Below are 16,729 nucleotides of genomic sequence, written 5' to 3'. Positions count from 1 at the left end.
GCGAAAAACCCTCCGGAAATCAATCCGGAGGGCTTTGCGTGACTGTCGATGAACAGCCGATTAGCTGGTCGGAAGGGCCCTACGCCCCTTGCGGTTCCGCGCCGCCGCCTTCTCCGGCACCGCCGAAGCGCTTGCCCGCTTTGGGGATGGCGCTGCCTGCGATGGGGCGAACTTTGGCCGGGCCTCTCGGCTCGTCCGGCCGGTCCAGCTTGCCGTCTTCCAGCAGCTGGTTGATCTCGTCACCGGTCAGGGTCTCGTATTCCAGCATGGCCTGCGCCAGCAGATGCAGCTTGTCTTCCTGCTCGGTCAGGATGGTGGTGGCCCGCTTCAGCGCGCCTTCGACCAGATCCTTGATCTCGCTGTCGATCAGCTTGTTGGTTTCGGCAGAACCCATGGTCCGGGCCGACTGACCCATGCCGAGATAGCCTTCCTGCTGCTCTTCATATTGCAGCGGGCCAAGCTTGTCCGACATGCCCCATTTGGTCACCATATTGCGGGCCAGATTGGTCGCATACTGGATGTCCGAGGAAGCACCGCTGGAGACCTTGTCATGTCCGAAGATGATTTCTTCGGCCACGCGGCCACCCATCGATACGGCCAGATCGGCATGCATCTTGTCGCGGTGGTAGGAGTAATTGTCCCGCTCCGGCAGGCGCATCACCATGCCCAGCGCGCGGCCGCGCGGGATGATCGTTGCCTTGTGGATCGGGTCCGATGCCGGCTCGTTGAGGCTGACCAGCGCGTGGCCTGCCTCGTGATAGGCGGTCATCTTCTTCTCGTCGTCGGTCATGACCATGGAGCGGCGTTCGCTGCCCATCATGACCTTGTCCTTCGCGTCCTCGAATTCCTGCATCGCGACCAGACGCTTGTTACGGCGCGCGGCGAGCAATGCAGCTTCGTTGACAAGGTTCGCAAGATCGGCACCGGAGAAACCGGGCGTCCCGCGAGCAATTGTGCGGCTGTTCACATCGGGCGCCAGCGGCACCTTCTTCATATGCACGGCGAGAATCTTCTCGCGCCCGTCGATATCGGGGATCGGCACCACGACCTGACGGTCGAACCGGCCCGGACGCAGCAATGCGGGGTCGAGCACATCGGGGCGGTTGGTCGCCGCGATGATGATGATGCCTTCATTCGCCTCGAAACCATCCATCTCGACCAGCAGCTGGTTCAGCGTCTGCTCGCGCTCGTCATTGGAGTTGCCGAGGCCGCCACCGCGCGAACGCCCGACAGCGTCGATCTCGTCGATGAAGACGATGCACGGCGCGTTTTTCTTGGCTTGCTCGAACATGTCGCGCACGCGGCTAGCGCCCACGCCGACGAACATCTCGACGAAGTCCGAACCTGAAATGGTGAAAAACGGCACGCCTGCCTCGCCCGCAATGGCGCGGGCCAGCAGCGTCTTACCGGTACCCGGCGAACCGACCAGCAGCGCGCCCTTGGGGATCTGGCCGCCCAGCTTGGAGAAGCGCGAGGGGTCCTTCAGGAACTCGACGATTTCTTCCAGCTCTTCGCGCGCTTCGTCGATGCCGGCGACATCCTCGAACGTTACCTTGCCCTGCTTCTCGGTCAGCATCTTGGCCTTGGACTTGCCAAAGCCCATCGCGCCGCCTGCGCCGCCGCCTTTCTGCACCTGACGCAGCGCGAAGAAGGCAATGCCGAGGATCAGCAGGAAGGGCAGGGATTGCAGGAGGATATACAGGAGCACATTGGGCTCTTCCGCCTCGACGCCCGAATACTGCACGCCGTTTTCTTCCAACAGCGTCGTCAGCTCCGCATCATTGGCAATCGGCACGGTGGTGAAAGTCTGCTCGTTTTTCAGCGTGCCGGTGATCCGGTCGGGCGCGATCTGGACAGACTGGACCGTCCCTTCGGCCACCCGGTCACGGAAATCGGAATAGCCGATCTGCGTGCCCGCAGGCTGGCCGGCATTGCCGAACATGGAGACGACCAGCAGCAGCGCGAGGAAAATCCCGCCCCACAGCATAAGGCTTTTCATCCAAGGGTTCGGGCCGCCTTGGCCGGGCTCTTCGGGCTGATTATTGTCGTTCATCGCGGGTGCGAGTCCTTTCAGTGCTGCACGATATGTAGGCGCGCAGGGGTGAATGGCAAGTTAGCCCGAAGACCTAATTCCGCCGGGGCGTTAGCGGAAGATGCCGACCTGATTGGTCACGAAGAGCAATTGGCCCGCTTGCGACCAGACACGCGCGCGCTGATCGTAGGAGCCAAGCGCTATCGCATCGCTGTTGGTTTCGACCAGCAAAGGCATGGTCCCCAGCTTGCGTATCTCTTCCGCGGTGACGAAGCTGTGCAGGCTGTAGGAGGCCGTCGCTCCGAAGCGCGGGACCGTATCGGCGAAGAACACGCGGGGCATCATCGTGTCCGACACGGCAATCAGCCCGGCCTCATCCCAAGGGCGGCCATCGGCTTCCTCTATCCAGACAAGGCTGGCGGGTTCTTCCTGCTTCGAAAACGGCGTGCCCGATACCGGACGCTGGCGATAATGCCGCAGCCATTTCAGCCCCATCGTCATGTCCATTTCGGTGCAGTCTTCGGGCGCTTTTGCCGCTGGCGGTGGCCGGTCGAAGCCGGTTTCGTGTTCTTTTCGTTTGGACAGGACCAGCTGGCATTCGAACAACACAGCACCGGTCTGTTCGGGCCGGACGATCTGCGCCTTCCAGAACTGGGTCCGCGAGCGCATCCGGATGGGCGACACATGCAGGTCCAGAGGCTCTTCGGGCAGAGCATCGGGAAACACCGCTCCCAGTGTCAGCAGATCACCGGCGGAATCTTCGTGCCGGCTGACCCCGGCGAAAGCAGCCGCCAGTGCCCAGCCGCCAAATGCGCTGGTGAAGTTCCAATAGGCCTGCGCCGCGCCCAGCCGGTAATGGCCCGGGCCCAGCGGCTCGAGGTGCAGCGCTTCGTCCAGCGCATAGGAGTGGTCGCTCATTTGGCTGGCCTTTCATTCGCAGGTTCTTGGGGATCGTCGACCGCATAGGCGCGGCAGAACAGCTCGACCGCGCCCGCGATCCGCTCGGCATCGCGGCGCTCGTCTCTGGCCATGCCGAAGCGGCGGTCGAGATCGCCCATGCCTTTGCACAGCGACGCGAACTGTTCGGCCGCCAGCGCCGGGTCGGGCACATTCACTTCGCCTGCCTCGTGCATCGCGGCGAGCAGATCGCGGAAGGCGGCCCGCATCCGGTGCGGCCCGGCGGCAAGGAAGGTCAGGCCCACGCTGGGTTCGTGTTCGGTCTCGGCTGCGATGCGGCGTTCGAAATGGATCATCTCGTCCCGCGAGAGAAACGCGACCATGCCTTCGCCAATCGCTGTCAGCCGCGCGCGCAGGCTCGCCCCCGGCATCGATTCGATGCGGAAGTGTCCGCGCATCTTTTCGCATTCCTGCTCCACAGCGGCGGTGAACAGCGCCTTCTTGGAACCGAAGTGGTTGTAAACCGTCACCTTCGAGACACCGGCATCCTCGGCAATCGATTCAATCGCGCTGGCGGCGAAACCGTGGGCGAAGAAATGCTGCGATGCGGTCTCCAGAATGGCCTCCCGCTTGGCCTCGCTGGAGGGTCTGAGTTTTTCCATAGCGTTTTTCCGTTTGACAAACTGAACGGCTCCGTTCAATTGAACGCGACCGTTCAGTTATGGGCGGATGTTGTTACAAACGCAAGGGACTTGCCTTTCCGCCATGCTCTGGATCGCAATCAGAATGCTGACCGGCGACAAGCAGAAGTTCTACGGGCTGGTGTTCGGCATCGCCTTTTCCACCCTGCTGATCACGCAGCAGCTGACCATCTTCATCAATCTGATCGAGCGCGGGGCGAGCGCGGTCTATTCCGAGCCAACCGCTGATGTGTGGGTGATGGACCCGGTCAGCCGCACACCCGATGTCAATTTCCCCATGCCCGCTACCGCGCTCGACAAGGTGCGCGGCGTGCCCGGCGTCGAATGGGCGGTGCCGCATTTGCGCGCGGGTGCATCGGTCCGCACCTCCGATGGCGATCTGGAAGGCGTATCGATTGTCGGCGTGGATGATGCCACACTGATCGGCCTACCCAAGCGGCTGATCGAGGGCGATATCTCGGTCCTCTCGCAGCCCGACAGCGTGATCATCGACGATGTGGGCGCAGGCAAATTGTTCGAAAACGGCGCGGACCCGATCGGTGCGCGGCTGGAACTGAACGACCAGCGCGCCGTTATTCGCGGGATTGCCGATGCCATCCCGACCTTCACCAGCCAGGTCACGCTTTACACCAAATACAGCCAGGCGCTGAACTACGTGCCCGGCACGCGCAACCGCATGACCTTCGTCATTGCCAATGCCGCCGACGGAATCACCCATGAAGAGCTGGCCAGCCGCATTGAGGAGCAGACCGGCCTGCGCGCCCGCACCCGCGAGGAGTTCGCTCAGGACGGGATCGACTTCATCATCGAGAACACCGGCATTCCTTTGAATTTCGGGATCACGGTGGCCCTCGGCTTTATCGTCGGCGTGGCAATTGTCGGCCTGACTTTCAGCCTGTTTATCCGCGACAACATCAAGCAGTTCGGTGCGCTCAAAGCGATTGGCGTGACCAATGCCAAGATCCGCAAGATGGTGACGGTGCAGGCCGGGCTGGTCGGCCTGATCGGTTATGGTCTGGGCATCCTTGCCACCGTCGCTTTCATCTGGGGCTTCAGCGGCAATCCCGATTTCAAGGGCTTCTACATCCCCTGGCAGATTCCGCTGATCAGTTGTGCGGCGGTGTTCGTGATCCTCGGCCTGACCGGCTGGCTCTCGCTGCGCACCGTGCTCAAAACCGAACCGGCGGCGGTGTTCCGGTGAGCCAGCAAGTCGCCATTACCACGCGCGGCGTCACCCGCGATTTCCAGTCGGGATCGCAGACGATCACCGTGCTGCACGGCATCGACACCGAAATCCGCGCTGGCGAGCTGACCTATGTGGTGGGCGAAAGCGGCAGTGGCAAAACCACGCTGATCTCGATCATGTGCGGCATTCTCTGGCCGACCAAGGGTGAAGTGACCGTCTTCGGCACCGACATTTACGATCTCGACGATACCGCGCTGGTCGATTTCCGGCTGGCGAATATCGGCTTCATTTTCCAGCAATACAATCTCATCCCGAGCATCGATGCAGCCAGCAATGCCGCCGTTCCGCTGATCGCGCAGGGTATGGACCGGCACGAGGCGCGCGAGAAAGCGCGCGGTATGCTGGAGAAGCTCAATATCGGCGATCAGGCGGACAAGCTGCCCAATCAGCTGTCGGGCGGCCAGCAGCAGCGCGTCGCAATTGCCCGCGCGCTGGTCCACGAGCCCCGCCTCGTGGTGTGTGACGAACCGACCGCGGCGCTGGATGCAAATTCGGGCCGCCGGGTGATGGACCTGCTGCGCGAAGTGGCCGTGGCGGAGGACCGCGCCTGCATCATCGTGACCCATGACAACCGCGTATTCGACCTGGCCGACCGCATTCTGGTGCTGGAAGACGGCCTGATTACCCATGACGGCAAAGACATGCCCGATGACCATTAGAGTGGAACACTGACAATGGCCCTGCTGCCCGACAATCTCAGCTTCTCCCGCAAGGTTCTGCCGATCATCGCCATTGGCGCACTGGTTCTGGCGGTGCTCTTCATCGCCTTTGGCCTGCCGGACCGCGAGCAATCCGAACCTGCCAAGGAACCGCCCCGCGCCACCGGAGAGATGGCGAATGGCGCACGGGTGGCCGGATCGGGCATTGTGGAGCCCTCCAGTGAATTGATTGAGGTGGGCACGGCTTTGTCCGGGCTGGTGACCGATTTGCTGGTCCAGCCGGGGCAGTTCGTGGATAAAGGCCAGCCGCTGTTCACCGTGGATACCCGTGCTATCCGCGCTCGCGCTGCCGAGACGCAGGCTGCAATCACCGAGGCGCGCGCTGCGCTGGGTGAAGCCCGCGCCTCCATGAACGAAGCGCAGGCCGCGATTGCCGAAGCGCGCACGGCGGAACAGACCGCTGCGCGCCAATTGGCATTGTATCGCGGTGTCGATGATCCCGCCGCCGTCAGCCGGTCCGAAGTCATCCGCGCAGAGGGCGAGGCCGCCAGCGCCCGCGACCGTCGCCGTCTGGCCGAGACCCGCCTGCAACAGGCCCGCGCCCGCGTCGATCAGGCCAATGCCCGCATCCAGAGCGCGCAATCGCAGGCCGGGACCACCCGCACCGAGCTCAGCCGCGCCACCGTGCGCGCCCCGATTGCCGGAGAAATCCTCGCGGTGAATATCCGCCCGGGCGAATTCCTCTCCAATCAAGGCGGCGGCAATTCTGCGCCCTTTATCACCATGGGCGAGACCCGCCCGCTGCATATCCGCGTCGATATCGACGAAGAGCAGGCAGGCCGTCTCGCCATGGGCGAGCCCGCGACTGTCTCCCCGCGCGGCGCCGCCGACAATCAGGTGAAGGCCAGCTTCGTGCGCGCCGAACCGCAGGTCGTGCCCAAGCGGCAATTGACCAACACTGCATCCGAGCGGGTCGATGTACGCGTCTTGCAAATCATCTACGCCCTGCCCGCCGAGGCGCGCGATGCCTTCCGGGTAGGCCAGCAGGTCGATGCCTTTATTCCGGCCACGGATGGGGAACAGGGGAGTTCGGGCGAGTGAGAATGCGCGCTGCCTTTGCCCTGATCGCCGCATCCTCGCTGGGCGCCTGCGTTGCAGGTCCGCCTGCGGAAATCGCGACCACGCCGCCCGCCATCCCGGCCAGCTTCGCCTTTGCACCTGACGAAACGACCGATGCCCAGATCGCCTCGCTGCTGCCCAGCACCGATCCGGCGTTTGCCGCCCTGAGCAGGCTTGCGCTGGCCGATGCGCCGACTTTGGGCGAAGCCGCAGCCCGCATCGATGCTGCCCGGGCCGGGGCAGCGCGCGCCGGGGCGAACCGGTTGCCCAGCGTCAGCGCCGATGCCTCTGTCACCGGCAGCCGGATCAATCCCGCCCAGTTCGGCGGGGCCCTGCCTCCGGGCATCACCATCGATACCGAGCAGGTCACCTATGGCACCAATTTGATTGCCAGCTGGGACCCGGACATTTTCGGCCGCCTGCGCGCGCAGGAACGCGCCGCTGCCGCGCGGCTGGGCGCTGCCACCGCCGACGCGCAAGGTGTGCGGCTGGCTCTCGTCGCAGAGATTGCGGCGGCAGTGGTCGACTGGCGCGCACTCGCCGAGAGGCAAAGCGCACTGGAAAGCGATCTTGCTTCGGCTCAGCGGCTGGTTGCTTTGGCCGGCTCTCGCGAGCGGGCGGGCATTGCGCCGGGTTTCGACCGGGTCCGCGCGGAAAGCGCTGCCCAGACAAGCCAGAGCCGCATTGCCGCACTGGCCAGCGAACGCGCACGGATTGCGGGGCGGCTGGTGACGCTGACCGCCCAGCCTGCGCAGACGGTTCTCGATCTTCTGAGCCAATCGGCTGCCGAAGCAGCGCAGCCTGCCGCGCCCGCCACGCTGCCGAGCCAATTGCTTGCGAACCGGCCCGATGTGCTTGCCGCCGCTGCCCGGCTGGAGGCGAGCGATGCGGAGCTTTACGCAGCATCCGCCGCGCGTTTCCCGCAATTCACCCTGTCGGCCGCTCTGGGCCTGCTGGCCTTCGATCTGGGCGATCTGTTCAGTGAGGATTCGCTGGTCGGCACGGCCACTGGCGGATTGCTAGCCCCGCTGCTCGATTTCGGGCGGATCGAGGCGGGGATCGACGCCCCCGAGGCAGACAAGCGCCTCGCCTTCCAATCCTATCGCCGCGCTGTGTTCACCGCGCTGGGCGACGCCGAGACAGGCTACGGTCTGGTCGACGCCGCCGACCGGGAGCTGGCCGCAGCCGTGCAGGAAGCCGCCAGCGCCCAGCGTGCCGCAGCGCTTGCCGAGACGCGCTTTTCCGCAGGCTTAAGCAATTTTCTCGAAGTGCTGGAAGCCCGTCGCTCCGCCGATGCCAGCGGAGAACGGGCTGCTGCCGCCAGAGGCCGGGCGCAGCGCGCGCGCATCCTGTTGTGGCAGGCTCTTGGCGGCGATGGCTTCACGCCTGCCGGGCAAAATTCCTAACCAATCAGCCGATCCACCAGCCAATATGCGCCGGTAATCCCGATCCCGTAGCTCGCCAGTTTGAGCGCAGGGTCGAGAGACTTGGCGGACAGCCGCCGGACCGCCTCCAGCACCAGAAGCACGGCCGCCACGACCGCCAGCTGCCCCGCTTCGACCCCCAGATTGAAGCTGATCAGCGCGGCAGGCACTTCGCCTTCGGGCAAGCCGATTTCCGCCAGCGCCCCGGCAAAGCCGAAGCCATGGATCAGCCCGAAAAGAAACGCGACCAGCCACGGCCAGCGCTTTGTCCAGCTGTCGCCTTCGCGCACAAGCTCCCACGCCAGAAGGACAATCGACAGCGCGACCACCGCTTCCACCGGGCGCTGCGGCAGGCCGACCAGCCCCAGCGTCACGCCCGCCAGTGTCAGCGAATGCGCGAGGGTAAACGCCGTCACCGCCTTGGCCACCGCCCAGCCGCGCCGCACCAACAGGACCAGCGCGATGACGAACAACAGATGATCCCAGCCTTCCAGAATATGCTCCACGCCGAGCAGGAAATAGCTGCGCCAGACCTGCGCTGCGCTGGCCTGCGCCGCGATGGTCGCGGCGGGCTCTGCATCGGTCAGCCGGAATGTCTGGACCGGGCGGCCCTGGGGTATCACGCGCAGCAGCACATCGCCCCCGCCGGGGATCGCTTCGAAGCCGAGTTGGTCGCCCTCGACTGTGCCGGAGCACAAGACTTTTGCCTCGCCCACCAGCGCACCGGGTATGGCGCGGCCCACGGGCTCGGCAGCATAGGCGCATGTGTCCGGGATGATCGGTATCGCCAGCGCGTCGCGGCCTGCCGATACCAGGGGCTGTTTCCACGCGAGCGACCAATCCTGGGGCGTATCTTGCGTGAAAGCAATCGATCCGGGCCGCAGTTCATCCGCCGCCAAGGGGGCGGAGATTAGCAGAGCTACCAAACCCGCAAGCCAGCGGATCATTCGGCGATCTCGACCGTGTAGGCATCGGCGAATACTCGGTAGGCTGCTTCGCGCCGCGCCTCGCCTTCGGACAAGCGCCATTCGTCTTCCACCTGATCGCGGATTTCGGCAAAGTCCGGCGCGGCGCCAGCCTCCAGCGATGTCAGCCGCACCAGATGCCATCCCAGCCCGGAGCGAACCGGCCCCTGCCATTCCTCGCCCGGTGCCAAACGTGCCAGTGCATCGGCAAATGCTGCGCCGAACTGTGCCTCCACATCGCGCAGTGGCCGATCGGTCAAGCTTGCCGGCAGCGAAGAAGGCTCCCCGCCCGCACCGCTTTCCATCGCGGCCAAAGCAGGCGCCTGCTCGGTGAAATAACGTTGCTCGAACGAAACCTGCCCGTCCTCAGAAAACCGCGCCGCATTCGCCTCGTACCATTCGCGCAATTCCGCTCCGTCCGGCTTCGCCAGATCGGCCTGCGAGGCAGCGATAAAGTCCATTTTCTTGGCCATCCGCCGCCGCACCACCGGGTCGCGGTCATCCAGCCCCAGTCGCAGGGCCTCGCGGTAGAGAATTTCCTCGCGCACCCACCGCTCTATCAATCCATCCAGCTCGGCATCGGTGGGCGGGCGCTGCGTCATCCGCTCGAAATCGAGCGCGATCAGGGCCTGCTGCTCGCGGTCCAGAGTGATGGTCCGGTCGGCGGGATCGACCGGCTCGCCGATCCACGCGAACAGCGCGAAGATGGCCGCCCCTGCAATCAGGAAATGGACCAATGGTTCGCGCAGCAATCGGCGTGCGCGGGACGTCTCGCTCACCCCCCGGATGCTCCGCTTGCCGCCTTGGGGCCGACCCATATCGGCGAGGTGTAGGCGCGCTCCTGCACCGTTTTCACCACCTCGTCCGGCAGCGTCAGGCCAAAGCGCAAGGCATCGAACAGCACCCAGCGCGGGGTCGGGATCTCCAGCACGCGGACATAGTAGAACGCGCGCTGCCCGGCGGTGTAGTCCGGATCGGTCCACACCGTGCGCAATTGCGCCGCTCCGATATCATTGGTGTAAGTCGCCTGCGCCTCGTCCACGGTGGAACCGACAGGAGCCAGCTTGCCACCGGAAATGCTGCGCGTGTCAGGATCGCTCCATGCAACATCGAAGACGCGCTCCTGCGTCGAACCATCGGCGGCGACCCAGCCTTTCACTACCTGCACCCGGTCGAGATTGGCCCCTTCGGTATCCTTCATCGCCTCGATCATGAAGCTGGGCGCAGTCTCGCCCCCCGCCAGATCACCGCCCATCGGCACGCCGCGTGTGTACCCGGCCTCGACCCAGCCCCCTGCTGAACCATCGGCGCCGAAATCCTCGTCGGTAAAGTCGAACCCGCCAAACACTCGCACAGTCATGCGCGATCCAGTGGTCGCGTAAACCTCGCGCCGTTTGAACGCATCGAAGATTTCCGCCCGTGTGTTCCCTCTCGCCCAAGCCGCGGCGTATCCGCTGGCAAGATAATGCCAGCCGAACCGCCCGACCCGCGTGCCGAGATTTTGCCCCGCCATCGCGCGCTCTGCATCCGGTTCGTTGCCGGTATGCTTGCCGAAGAAATTGTCCTCGTCCGCCGTGGCCAGCGAGGTGTGGCTGTCGGTCGAACCGATCATGCCAAACTGGTACGGGTTCGCGCCGGTGCGCTGCTCGATAGACAGCCCGCGCTTCAGCGCCTCGCGGACATAGCTGCCGCCAAACATATCGGGCGTGGCCTTATTGGTCAGCGGCAGATTGCCCAGCTCCCAGCCCCAATCGCCATAGCCGGCAAATTCGTCATTGGGGGAAAGCGAGGAATGCGTTTCGCTGTCGCCCTTGATCTGGGTGACTTCAACCACCGGTTCCCACTGGGCTCGCTTGGCCGCGTATTCGGCGGACATAGGTGCGCCATCGGGGCCGGTTTCCTGCCACATCAGGCCGTTCGAGAGGTTACCGTTATGCGGGATCGCCAGCGCCTGACCGCCGGTCGTTTCCTCGTAAGACGCCATGTAATCCCACAGCTGGTCGGGCGTGTTGTCGAGGCCGGGGAACGGCACGACTTGCGACGTGCGGTCGCTGCCATCGCGAAACATCACCACCCGGTGTAGGTTGTTTCCATCCGGCATCAGGGTCCATTCGAACCCGCCAAACGCAGTGAATTTGCCCGGCTCGTTGAACCGGTCGACCGTCTCCAGATGGTCTTCCCAGATTTCCTTACCCACCTCCGGATCGGGATTGCGAAACGCTTCGGGCAAAGTGCCATCGGCAGCGGCGGTGATGAGCTCCGCCACGGCCAGCTGCGATTGCTCCCCGCCTTCACGCAGCATCGCCTGCCACCGGCGCATGACGGGATCGCGCACCAGCGGACGCGGTGCGTTCATCAGGCGCTTGGTCGCGCCCAGCCCGTCAGAGTGATCGGCAATGACCAGAAAATCGAGCGGACGGTCCAGCTGCGCAGGCATACCGGTGGTGGCGGTGACTTCCTCGCCCCGGGCAAAGCGCAGCGCAGCTTCCGGCCCCAGCCGCGTGCCAAAGCCGAAGGCATCGACCGAATTATCGGTGTGGAGATGCGTGTCGCCCCAATAGGGCCGGTCGGGATACTCGGCGAGCTCGATGGTGCCCTCGCCATCGCCGCGCTGTTCCTCGCTTGGCCCACCACCCAATGCATCGCACCCGGCAAGCGCCAAAGCGCCCGCCGCCACGCTGGCCAAAACCAAACCATTCTTCACACGCATACTCCCCTCCCAAGGATTACGCCGGTTTAACCCGATTTTTGTCAGCCCTGCAATTCGCTCCTGCAATCGGCCCTGCTTACATGCTGCGTCACATGCTTCTGGCGATCACCATCTTCATGACCTCGTTCGAACCGCCAAAGATGCGCGTGATGCGGCAATCGCGGTACATGCGGGCGATGGGGTAATCGTTGATGAAGCCGGCCCCGCCGTGGAATTGCAGGCATTTGTCGACCACTTCGCCCTGCAGTTCGGTGACCATCAGTTTCGCCATGCAGGCGGTCGGCACGTCGAGCTTGCCCTCCAGATGCTGGGCGATGCAGTGGTTGACGAAGACGCGGGCGGCCGTCGCGCGCGCGTTCAGCTCGGCCAGCGTGAACTGCGTGTTCTGGAAATCCCAAATCGTCTGGCCGAACGCCTTGCGATCCTTGACGAATTCCATGGTGACTTCGAGCGCTTTCTCGATGCCGGTCATCGCGCCCATGGCGATAATCAGGCGTTCCTGCGGCAGCTCGCCCATCAGCTGGTAGAAGCCCTTGCCCTCTTCACCGCCAAGAACGGCGTCGCTGGGTACAAACACATCGTCGAAGAACAGTTCGGACGTATCGGCCGCATCCAGCCCGATCTTGTCGAGCTTCTTGCCGCGCTGGAAGCCATCGGCGCCCTCTGTTTCCAGCAGCATCAGCGAGATACCCTTCGCCCGCTCCTTGGGATCGGTCTTCGCGACCACGATGATGAAGTCAGCCGTCTGACCGTTGGAGATATAGGTCTTGGCCCCGTTGATCCGGTAGCCGTTGCCGTCCTTCAGCGCGGTGGTCGTGATGCTCTGCAGGTCGGAGCCGACGCCCGGCTCGGTCATGGCGATCGCGCTGACCAGTTCGCCGGTCACGAGCTTGGGCAGGTATTTCTTCTTCTGCTCTTCGGTGCCGTGGCGCACCAGATAGGGCAGGATCACGGTGTTATGCAGGCTGGCTGCGAAGCCTTCCACGCCGTGCTTCGCCTGCTGATCGATCACCACCATGTCGTGGCGGAAATCGCCGCCATGGCCGCCATATTCCTCCGGCACGGACACGCCGAGCAGCCCGGCCTCGCCCGCTTCGTTCCAGAAACCGCGCTCCACCTGGCCCTCTTCGCGCCATTTCAGCACGCGTTTTTCAGGCGCCTTGTCCTGATAGAACTTGCCCACCGCATCGGCGAAGATCGAGATTTCCTCGTCATCCATAAATTCGGGCTGCGGCACATTGACTGTGGTCATCGGGTGTTCCTCTCGGTTTCTTATGTTGCCATCCACCGTATACAATCGGTAGCGGTTCGCAACGCGTTCCGAAGACCATATTTGACAGGACATTCCCATGGAGCTGATTGGCCCCACTTCGCAGACTTTCATCAGCCAGCGAACCCGGCTGCACTATGCCGATTGGGGCAATCCGGATGCGCCGCCGCTGATCTTGCAGCATGGCGGGCGCGATCATTGCCGCAGCTGGGACTGGGTGGCGGAGGAATTGCGCCATGACTGGCACGTAATCTGCCCCGATCTGCGCGGGCATGGCGACAGCGAATGGACCAATACCGGGGTCTATAATGTCAGCTCCTACGTTTATGATCTGGCGCAGCTGGTCCACCAGCTGGAGCTGGCCCCGGTCACCATCGTGGCCCACTCGCTAGGCGGCAATGTCTCCACAAGGTTTGCCGGGATGTATCCGGACAAGGTGCGCAAGCTGGTCGCGATCGAGGGCCTTGGCCCCAGCCCCAAGGTGCAGGCAGAGCAAGAACAAACGCCTTGGTATGAGCGCCGGATCGAATGGATCGACAAGAAGCGCGAGGCCAGCTCCCGCAGCATCCGCAAATACGACACGTTCCAAACCGCGCTGGATCGGATGCACGAGGCCAATTCCTACCTCAGCCGCGAGCAGGCCGAGCACCTGACCCTGCACGCTGTGATCCGCAACGAGGACGGCACCTATAGCTGGAAATTCGACCCCCACCTCCACGCCTGGCCGCCGGACGATCTGACGCATGCACAGGTGGAGGAACTGTGGGGCCGCCTGACCTGCCCCACCCTGCTGGTCTACGGAAACGACAGCTGGGCCAGCAATCCGCAAGAAGACGGACGAATGAAGCACTTCGGCGAGAATGTAAGCGTGAGCGCGTATGAGCGTGCGGGCCACTGGGTGCATCACGACCGGTTCGAGGATTTCGTGAGCGAGGTGAAGGGGTTTATCGGGTGAGATGAATTCTCATTTCGCACCCCTCCCAATTCGTCATTGCGAGCGAAGCGCGGCAATCCAGAGTGACTAGGCGCATACCTCCGCAAACAGATCGCGCCATTGTGGATTAGTGCTTTCGATCAGCGCTAGTTTCTTCTTCCGTGAACCAGCCTTCAGCTGTTTCTCGCGCAATATCGCGTGTTCCATGGTTGCATGCAGCTCAAACCAGACCAGCATTTTGCAACCGTGCCGCTGTGTAAAACCGTCAGCCACACCTTCGCGGTGTTGATACGCGCGCTTTGGCAAATCCGACGTTACCCCAACATAGATCGTGCCGTTGCGGGCGCTTGCCATGATATAGCAGGCGGGTTGGAAGTGGCGCGTCATCACTCTGGATTGCCGCGTCGCTTCGCTCCTCGCAATGACGAACTCTAAGCAATGCAGAGTTTCAAGCGCTCGCCTCAAACCTCGCGGCTCACCACTTCCTTCATGATCTCGCTCGTGCCGCCGTAGATGCGCTGGACGCGGGCGTCGCGCCACAGGCGCGCGATGGCGTATTCGTTCATATAGCCTGCCCCGCCATGCAGTTGCAGCGCGGTGTCGACGCAGTCCCATTGCATTTCGGTATGCCACAGCTTGGCAGCGCTCGCCTCGCCAGTGGTCAGTTCGCCGCGCAGATGGCGGGCGATGGCCCAGTCAAGATGGGCCCACCCGACCTGCAGCCGAGCTTTCAGGTCGGCCAGCGTGAAGCGGGTGTTCTGGAACTCGAACACGGTTTTGCCAAAGGCCTTGCGGTCCTTGGTGAACTTCACCGCCTCGTCGAAGGCGCGCTGGGCACCGGCCTGTGCGCTGACGGCAATGGACAGGCGCTCCTGCGGCAGCTCTTCCATCAGGTGGATGAAGCCGCGATTTTCCCCGCCAAGAATATTGGTCTTGGGCACGCGCACGTCGTTGAAGAACAGCTCGCTCGTATCCGCCGAATGCTGGCCGATCTTGTCGAGATTGCGCCCGCGCTCGAAGCCTTCGGTGCCGGCATCGACTAGCACCAGCGAGGTGCCCTTCGCGCCCGCGCTAGGATCGGTCTTGGCGACGACGATCACCACATCGGCGTTCTGGCCGTTGGTGATGTAGGTTTTCGATCCATTGATGATCAGATGATTGTCATCTTCCTTGGCAGTGGTGCGGATGCCCTGCAGGTCGGAGCCCGCGCCCGGCTCGGTCATGGCAATGGCGGAAATGACGTCGCCCGAGATCATGCCGGGGAGATACTTCTCCTTTTGCTCCGGGCTGCCGAGCCGCTCGAAGTAATTGACCGTGATGTCGTTCTGCAGCGTGAAGCCGGCGGACGAGCCCATATAGGCCAGCTCTTCGGCCACCACGCAATTGAACCCGAAATCGAGGCCGAGACCGCCATGCTCCTCGGCGACGGTGGGGCACAGCATGCCTGCCTCGCCCAGCGCCTTCCACGGCCCCCGCCCGACAATGCCCTCTTCCTCATGCTGGTCGAGGAAGGGCTCCATATGTTCGGCGAACACCTTGCGCACGGTGTCGCGGAAGGCGTGGTGATCGTCGGTATAGGCGGTGCGGGTTGCGGTATCGAGCATCGGTCAATCGTGTCCTGTTAGCCGACCGTCCCTGCTTCGCGCAGAGCGGTTCGTTGGTCTTCATCCATGCCGAGATCGGCGAGGATAGCATCGGTCTGGTCGCCCGGCATCGGCGCCGCTGTGGGCCTAGCCGTGGGCGTGCCGGAATAGCGCGGAGCCGGCGCGGGCTGGGTATCGCCGCCCACCTCGATAAAGGTCTCGCGCGCGGTGTTATGCGGGTGCTGCGCAGCCTCGCTCATGGTGAGAACGGGTGCGTAGCAGACATCGGTATGCTCCATCAGAGCATCCCATTCGTCGCGGGTTTTGGTCTTGAACAGCGCGGTGAGCTTCGCCTTCAGCGCGTCCCAGTTTGCCGGGACCATCTGCGCGTCGAAATCGCTGTCCTCTGCCAGCCCGGCAAGCCGCCGAAGCTCCGCATAAAATTGTGGCTCGATGCTGCCGATGGAGACGAATTTTCCGTCCGCCGTCTCGTACGTGTCATAGAAATGCGCGCCGGTATCGAGCAGGTTGACGCCCAGATCCTCGCGCCAGGTGCCGGTGTTTTTCATCCCGTGCATCATGCTCATCAGCACCGCTGTGCCATCGGTCATCGCGGCGTCGATCACCTGTCCGGCTCCGCCGCGCGCCACACCGAGCAGCGCACTGACCATGCCGAAGGCAAGCATCATCCCGCCACCGCCGAAATCACCGACCATGTTGATCGGCGGCGTCGGCTTCTCGCCCTTGCGCCCGAAATGCGCGAGCGCCCCGGCAAGAGCGATGTAGTTAATATCGTGCCCGGCATAGGGGCTGTACGGGCCAGTCTGACCCCAGCCCGTCATCCGGCCATAGACCAGCTTCGGATTGTCTTTCAGCAGTTCGTCCGGCCCGAGGCCGAGACGCTCCATCACACCGGGCCGGAATCCCTCGATGATGCCGTCGGCACTGGCGCACAGCTTGCGGGCCAGCGCGACGCCTTCTTCGCTCTTAAGATTCAGCGCGATGGACTTGCGCCCGCGCGCCAGGACGTCCTTGGTCGTGATCGGCTGGCTGCCGCCCCGCCCGCCGCTGGCGCGATCGACACGGATGACTTCCGCGCCGTGATCGGCCAGCATCATGCCGCAGAACGGGCCGGGACCAATCCCGGCGAATTCGATGATGCGAAGCCCCGAAAGTGGTCCCGACATGC

At 63.7% G+C, this 16,729-nt stretch carries 15 protein-coding genes; 5 read left to right on the top strand and 10 right to left on the bottom strand.

The window, feature by feature from the left end:
* Positions 1 to 79: 79 nt before the first annotated feature.
* From ftsH to ACFCW2_RS07630, 3 genes are all read right to left on the bottom strand, one after another.
* Positions 80 to 2,053 carry an ATP-dependent zinc metalloprotease FtsH gene (ftsH, locus tag ACFCW2_RS07640; RefSeq protein WP_379545370.1) on the bottom strand — a complete coding sequence of 658 codons (1,974 nt, stop codon included), beginning with the start codon at positions 2,051 to 2,053 and terminating at the stop codon, positions 80 to 82.
* 90 nt (positions 2,054 to 2,143) lie between these two features.
* Entirely contained in the window at positions 2,144 to 2,950 is an 807-nt protein-coding gene (locus ACFCW2_RS07635) for an acyl-CoA thioesterase (RefSeq protein WP_379545368.1), read from the bottom strand.
* Positions 2,947 to 3,591: a TetR/AcrR family transcriptional regulator gene (locus tag ACFCW2_RS07630; protein WP_379545367.1), complete on the bottom strand. Its 645-nt coding sequence runs from the start codon at positions 3,589 to 3,591 to the stop codon at positions 2,947 to 2,949. Before ACFCW2_RS07630 ends, ACFCW2_RS07635 begins: the two co-directional genes overlap by 4 nt.
* Before the next feature lie 103 nt (positions 3,592 to 3,694).
* Between ACFCW2_RS07630 and ACFCW2_RS07625 the strand changes: the two genes are divergently transcribed.
* Genes ACFCW2_RS07625 through ACFCW2_RS07610 form a run of 4 tightly spaced genes read left to right on the top strand, consistent with a single transcriptional unit; the run spans position 3,695 to position 8,060 of the window.
* Positions 3,695 to 4,831, top strand: a complete 1,137-nt coding sequence (locus tag ACFCW2_RS07625) for an ABC transporter permease (protein WP_379545366.1) — start codon at positions 3,695 to 3,697, stop codon at positions 4,829 to 4,831.
* Positions 4,828 to 5,535, top strand: a complete 708-nt coding sequence (locus tag ACFCW2_RS07620) for an ABC transporter ATP-binding protein (protein WP_379545364.1) — start codon at positions 4,828 to 4,830, stop codon at positions 5,533 to 5,535. The genes ACFCW2_RS07625 and ACFCW2_RS07620 overlap by 4 nt, the downstream gene beginning before the upstream one ends.
* Positions 5,536 to 5,550: 15 nt before the next feature.
* Positions 5,551 to 6,636: an HlyD family secretion protein gene (locus tag ACFCW2_RS07615; RefSeq protein ID WP_379545363.1), complete on the top strand. Its 1,086-nt coding sequence runs from the start codon at positions 5,551 to 5,553 to the stop codon at positions 6,634 to 6,636.
* 2 nt (positions 6,637 to 6,638) lie between these two features.
* A complete protein-coding gene (locus ACFCW2_RS07610) occupies positions 6,639 to 8,060 on the top strand; it encodes an efflux transporter outer membrane subunit (protein WP_379548946.1) in 1,422 nt (473 codons plus the stop codon).
* On the opposite strand, the gene ACFCW2_RS07605 is transcribed toward ACFCW2_RS07610, so the two are convergent.
* The 4 genes from ACFCW2_RS07605 to ACFCW2_RS07590 all read right to left on the bottom strand — a co-directional run bounded on the left by ACFCW2_RS07605 (position 8,057) and on the right by ACFCW2_RS07590 (position 13,005).
* Complete coding sequence (locus ACFCW2_RS07605) at positions 8,057 to 9,025, bottom strand: HupE/UreJ family protein (RefSeq protein ID WP_379545362.1); 969 nt, start codon at positions 9,023 to 9,025, stop codon at positions 8,057 to 8,059. The two genes, ACFCW2_RS07610 and ACFCW2_RS07605, sit on opposite strands and share 4 nt — an antisense overlap.
* Positions 9,022 to 9,822 carry a peptidyl-prolyl cis-trans isomerase gene (locus ACFCW2_RS07600; RefSeq protein WP_379545361.1) on the bottom strand — a complete coding sequence of 267 codons (801 nt, stop codon included), beginning with the start codon at positions 9,820 to 9,822 and terminating at the stop codon, positions 9,022 to 9,024. The genes ACFCW2_RS07605 and ACFCW2_RS07600 overlap by 4 nt, the downstream gene beginning before the upstream one ends.
* Positions 9,819 to 11,747 carry a DUF3604 domain-containing protein gene (locus tag ACFCW2_RS07595; protein WP_379545359.1) on the bottom strand — a complete coding sequence of 643 codons (1,929 nt, stop codon included), beginning with the start codon at positions 11,745 to 11,747 and terminating at the stop codon, positions 9,819 to 9,821. The genes ACFCW2_RS07600 and ACFCW2_RS07595 overlap by 4 nt, the downstream gene beginning before the upstream one ends.
* A gap of 94 nt (positions 11,748 to 11,841) precedes the next feature.
* On the bottom strand, positions 11,842 to 13,005 hold the full coding sequence (locus ACFCW2_RS07590) for an acyl-CoA dehydrogenase family protein (protein WP_379545357.1): 1,164 nt from the start codon (positions 13,003 to 13,005) through the stop codon (positions 11,842 to 11,844).
* Between the two features lie 97 nt (positions 13,006 to 13,102).
* Between ACFCW2_RS07590 and ACFCW2_RS07585 the strand changes: the two genes are divergently transcribed.
* Positions 13,103 to 13,978 (top strand): alpha/beta fold hydrolase, encoded by an 876-nt coding sequence (locus ACFCW2_RS07585; protein ID WP_379545355.1) that lies wholly within the window; start codon positions 13,103 to 13,105, stop codon positions 13,976 to 13,978.
* A gap of 66 nt (positions 13,979 to 14,044) precedes the next feature.
* On the opposite strand, the gene ACFCW2_RS07580 is transcribed toward ACFCW2_RS07585, so the two are convergent.
* From ACFCW2_RS07580 to ACFCW2_RS07570, 3 genes are all read right to left on the bottom strand, one after another.
* On the bottom strand, positions 14,045 to 14,344 hold the full coding sequence (locus ACFCW2_RS07580; RefSeq protein WP_379548945.1) for a GIY-YIG nuclease family protein: 300 nt from the start codon (positions 14,342 to 14,344) through the stop codon (positions 14,045 to 14,047).
* Positions 14,345 to 14,418: 74 nt separating this feature from the next.
* Positions 14,419 to 15,561 (bottom strand): acyl-CoA dehydrogenase family protein, encoded by a 1,143-nt coding sequence (locus ACFCW2_RS07575; RefSeq protein ID WP_379545354.1) that lies wholly within the window; start codon positions 15,559 to 15,561, stop codon positions 14,419 to 14,421.
* Positions 15,562 to 15,578: 17 nt separating this feature from the next.
* Positions 15,579 to 16,727 carry a CaiB/BaiF CoA transferase family protein gene (locus tag ACFCW2_RS07570; RefSeq protein WP_379545353.1) on the bottom strand — a complete coding sequence of 383 codons (1,149 nt, stop codon included), beginning with the start codon at positions 16,725 to 16,727 and terminating at the stop codon, positions 15,579 to 15,581.
* Between the last annotated feature and the right edge of the window lie 2 nt (positions 16,728 to 16,729).

The sequence above is a fragment of the Qipengyuania algicola genome (assembly GCF_042492175.1).
In the GTDB taxonomy this organism is placed as follows: Bacteria; Pseudomonadota; Alphaproteobacteria; order Sphingomonadales; family Sphingomonadaceae; genus CAJXSN01.
Note: the sequence above shows the minus strand (reverse complement) of the source record. Positions and strands in the feature narration are given on the sequence as shown.

What these genes read in the sequence shown, in the direction of transcription:
- ACFCW2_RS07605 (WP_379545362.1), bottom strand. Translation starts at nt 9,025, where the DNA reads ATGATCCGCTGGCTTGCGGGTTTGGTAGCTCTGCTAATCTCCGCCCCC.
- ACFCW2_RS07575 (WP_379545354.1), bottom strand. Translation starts at nt 15,561, where the DNA reads ATGCTCGATACCGCAACCCGCACCGCCTATACCGACGATCACCACGCC.
- ACFCW2_RS07580 (WP_379548945.1), bottom strand. Translation starts at nt 14,344, where the DNA reads ATGACGCGCCACTTCCAACCCGCCTGCTATATCATGGCAAGCGCCCGC.
- ACFCW2_RS07625 (WP_379545366.1), top strand. Translation starts at nt 3,695, where the DNA reads ATGCTCTGGATCGCAATCAGAATGCTGACCGGCGACAAGCAGAAGTTC.
- ACFCW2_RS07635 (WP_379545368.1), bottom strand. Translation starts at nt 2,950, where the DNA reads ATGAGCGACCACTCCTATGCGCTGGACGAAGCGCTGCACCTCGAGCCG.
- ACFCW2_RS07610 (WP_379548946.1), top strand. Translation starts at nt 6,639, where the DNA reads ATGCGCGCTGCCTTTGCCCTGATCGCCGCATCCTCGCTGGGCGCCTGC.
- ACFCW2_RS07630 (WP_379545367.1), bottom strand. Translation starts at nt 3,591, where the DNA reads ATGGAAAAACTCAGACCCTCCAGCGAGGCCAAGCGGGAGGCCATTCTG.
- ACFCW2_RS07590 (WP_379545357.1), bottom strand. Translation starts at nt 13,005, where the DNA reads ATGACCACAGTCAATGTGCCGCAGCCCGAATTTATGGATGACGAGGAA.
- ACFCW2_RS07615 (WP_379545363.1), top strand. Translation starts at nt 5,551, where the DNA reads ATGGCCCTGCTGCCCGACAATCTCAGCTTCTCCCGCAAGGTTCTGCCG.
- ACFCW2_RS07585 (WP_379545355.1), top strand. Translation starts at nt 13,103, where the DNA reads ATGGAGCTGATTGGCCCCACTTCGCAGACTTTCATCAGCCAGCGAACC.
- ftsH (WP_379545370.1), bottom strand. Translation starts at nt 2,053, where the DNA reads ATGAACGACAATAATCAGCCCGAAGAGCCCGGCCAAGGCGGCCCGAAC.
- ACFCW2_RS07570 (WP_379545353.1), bottom strand. Translation starts at nt 16,727, where the DNA reads ATGTCGGGACCACTTTCGGGGCTTCGCATCATCGAATTCGCCGGGATT.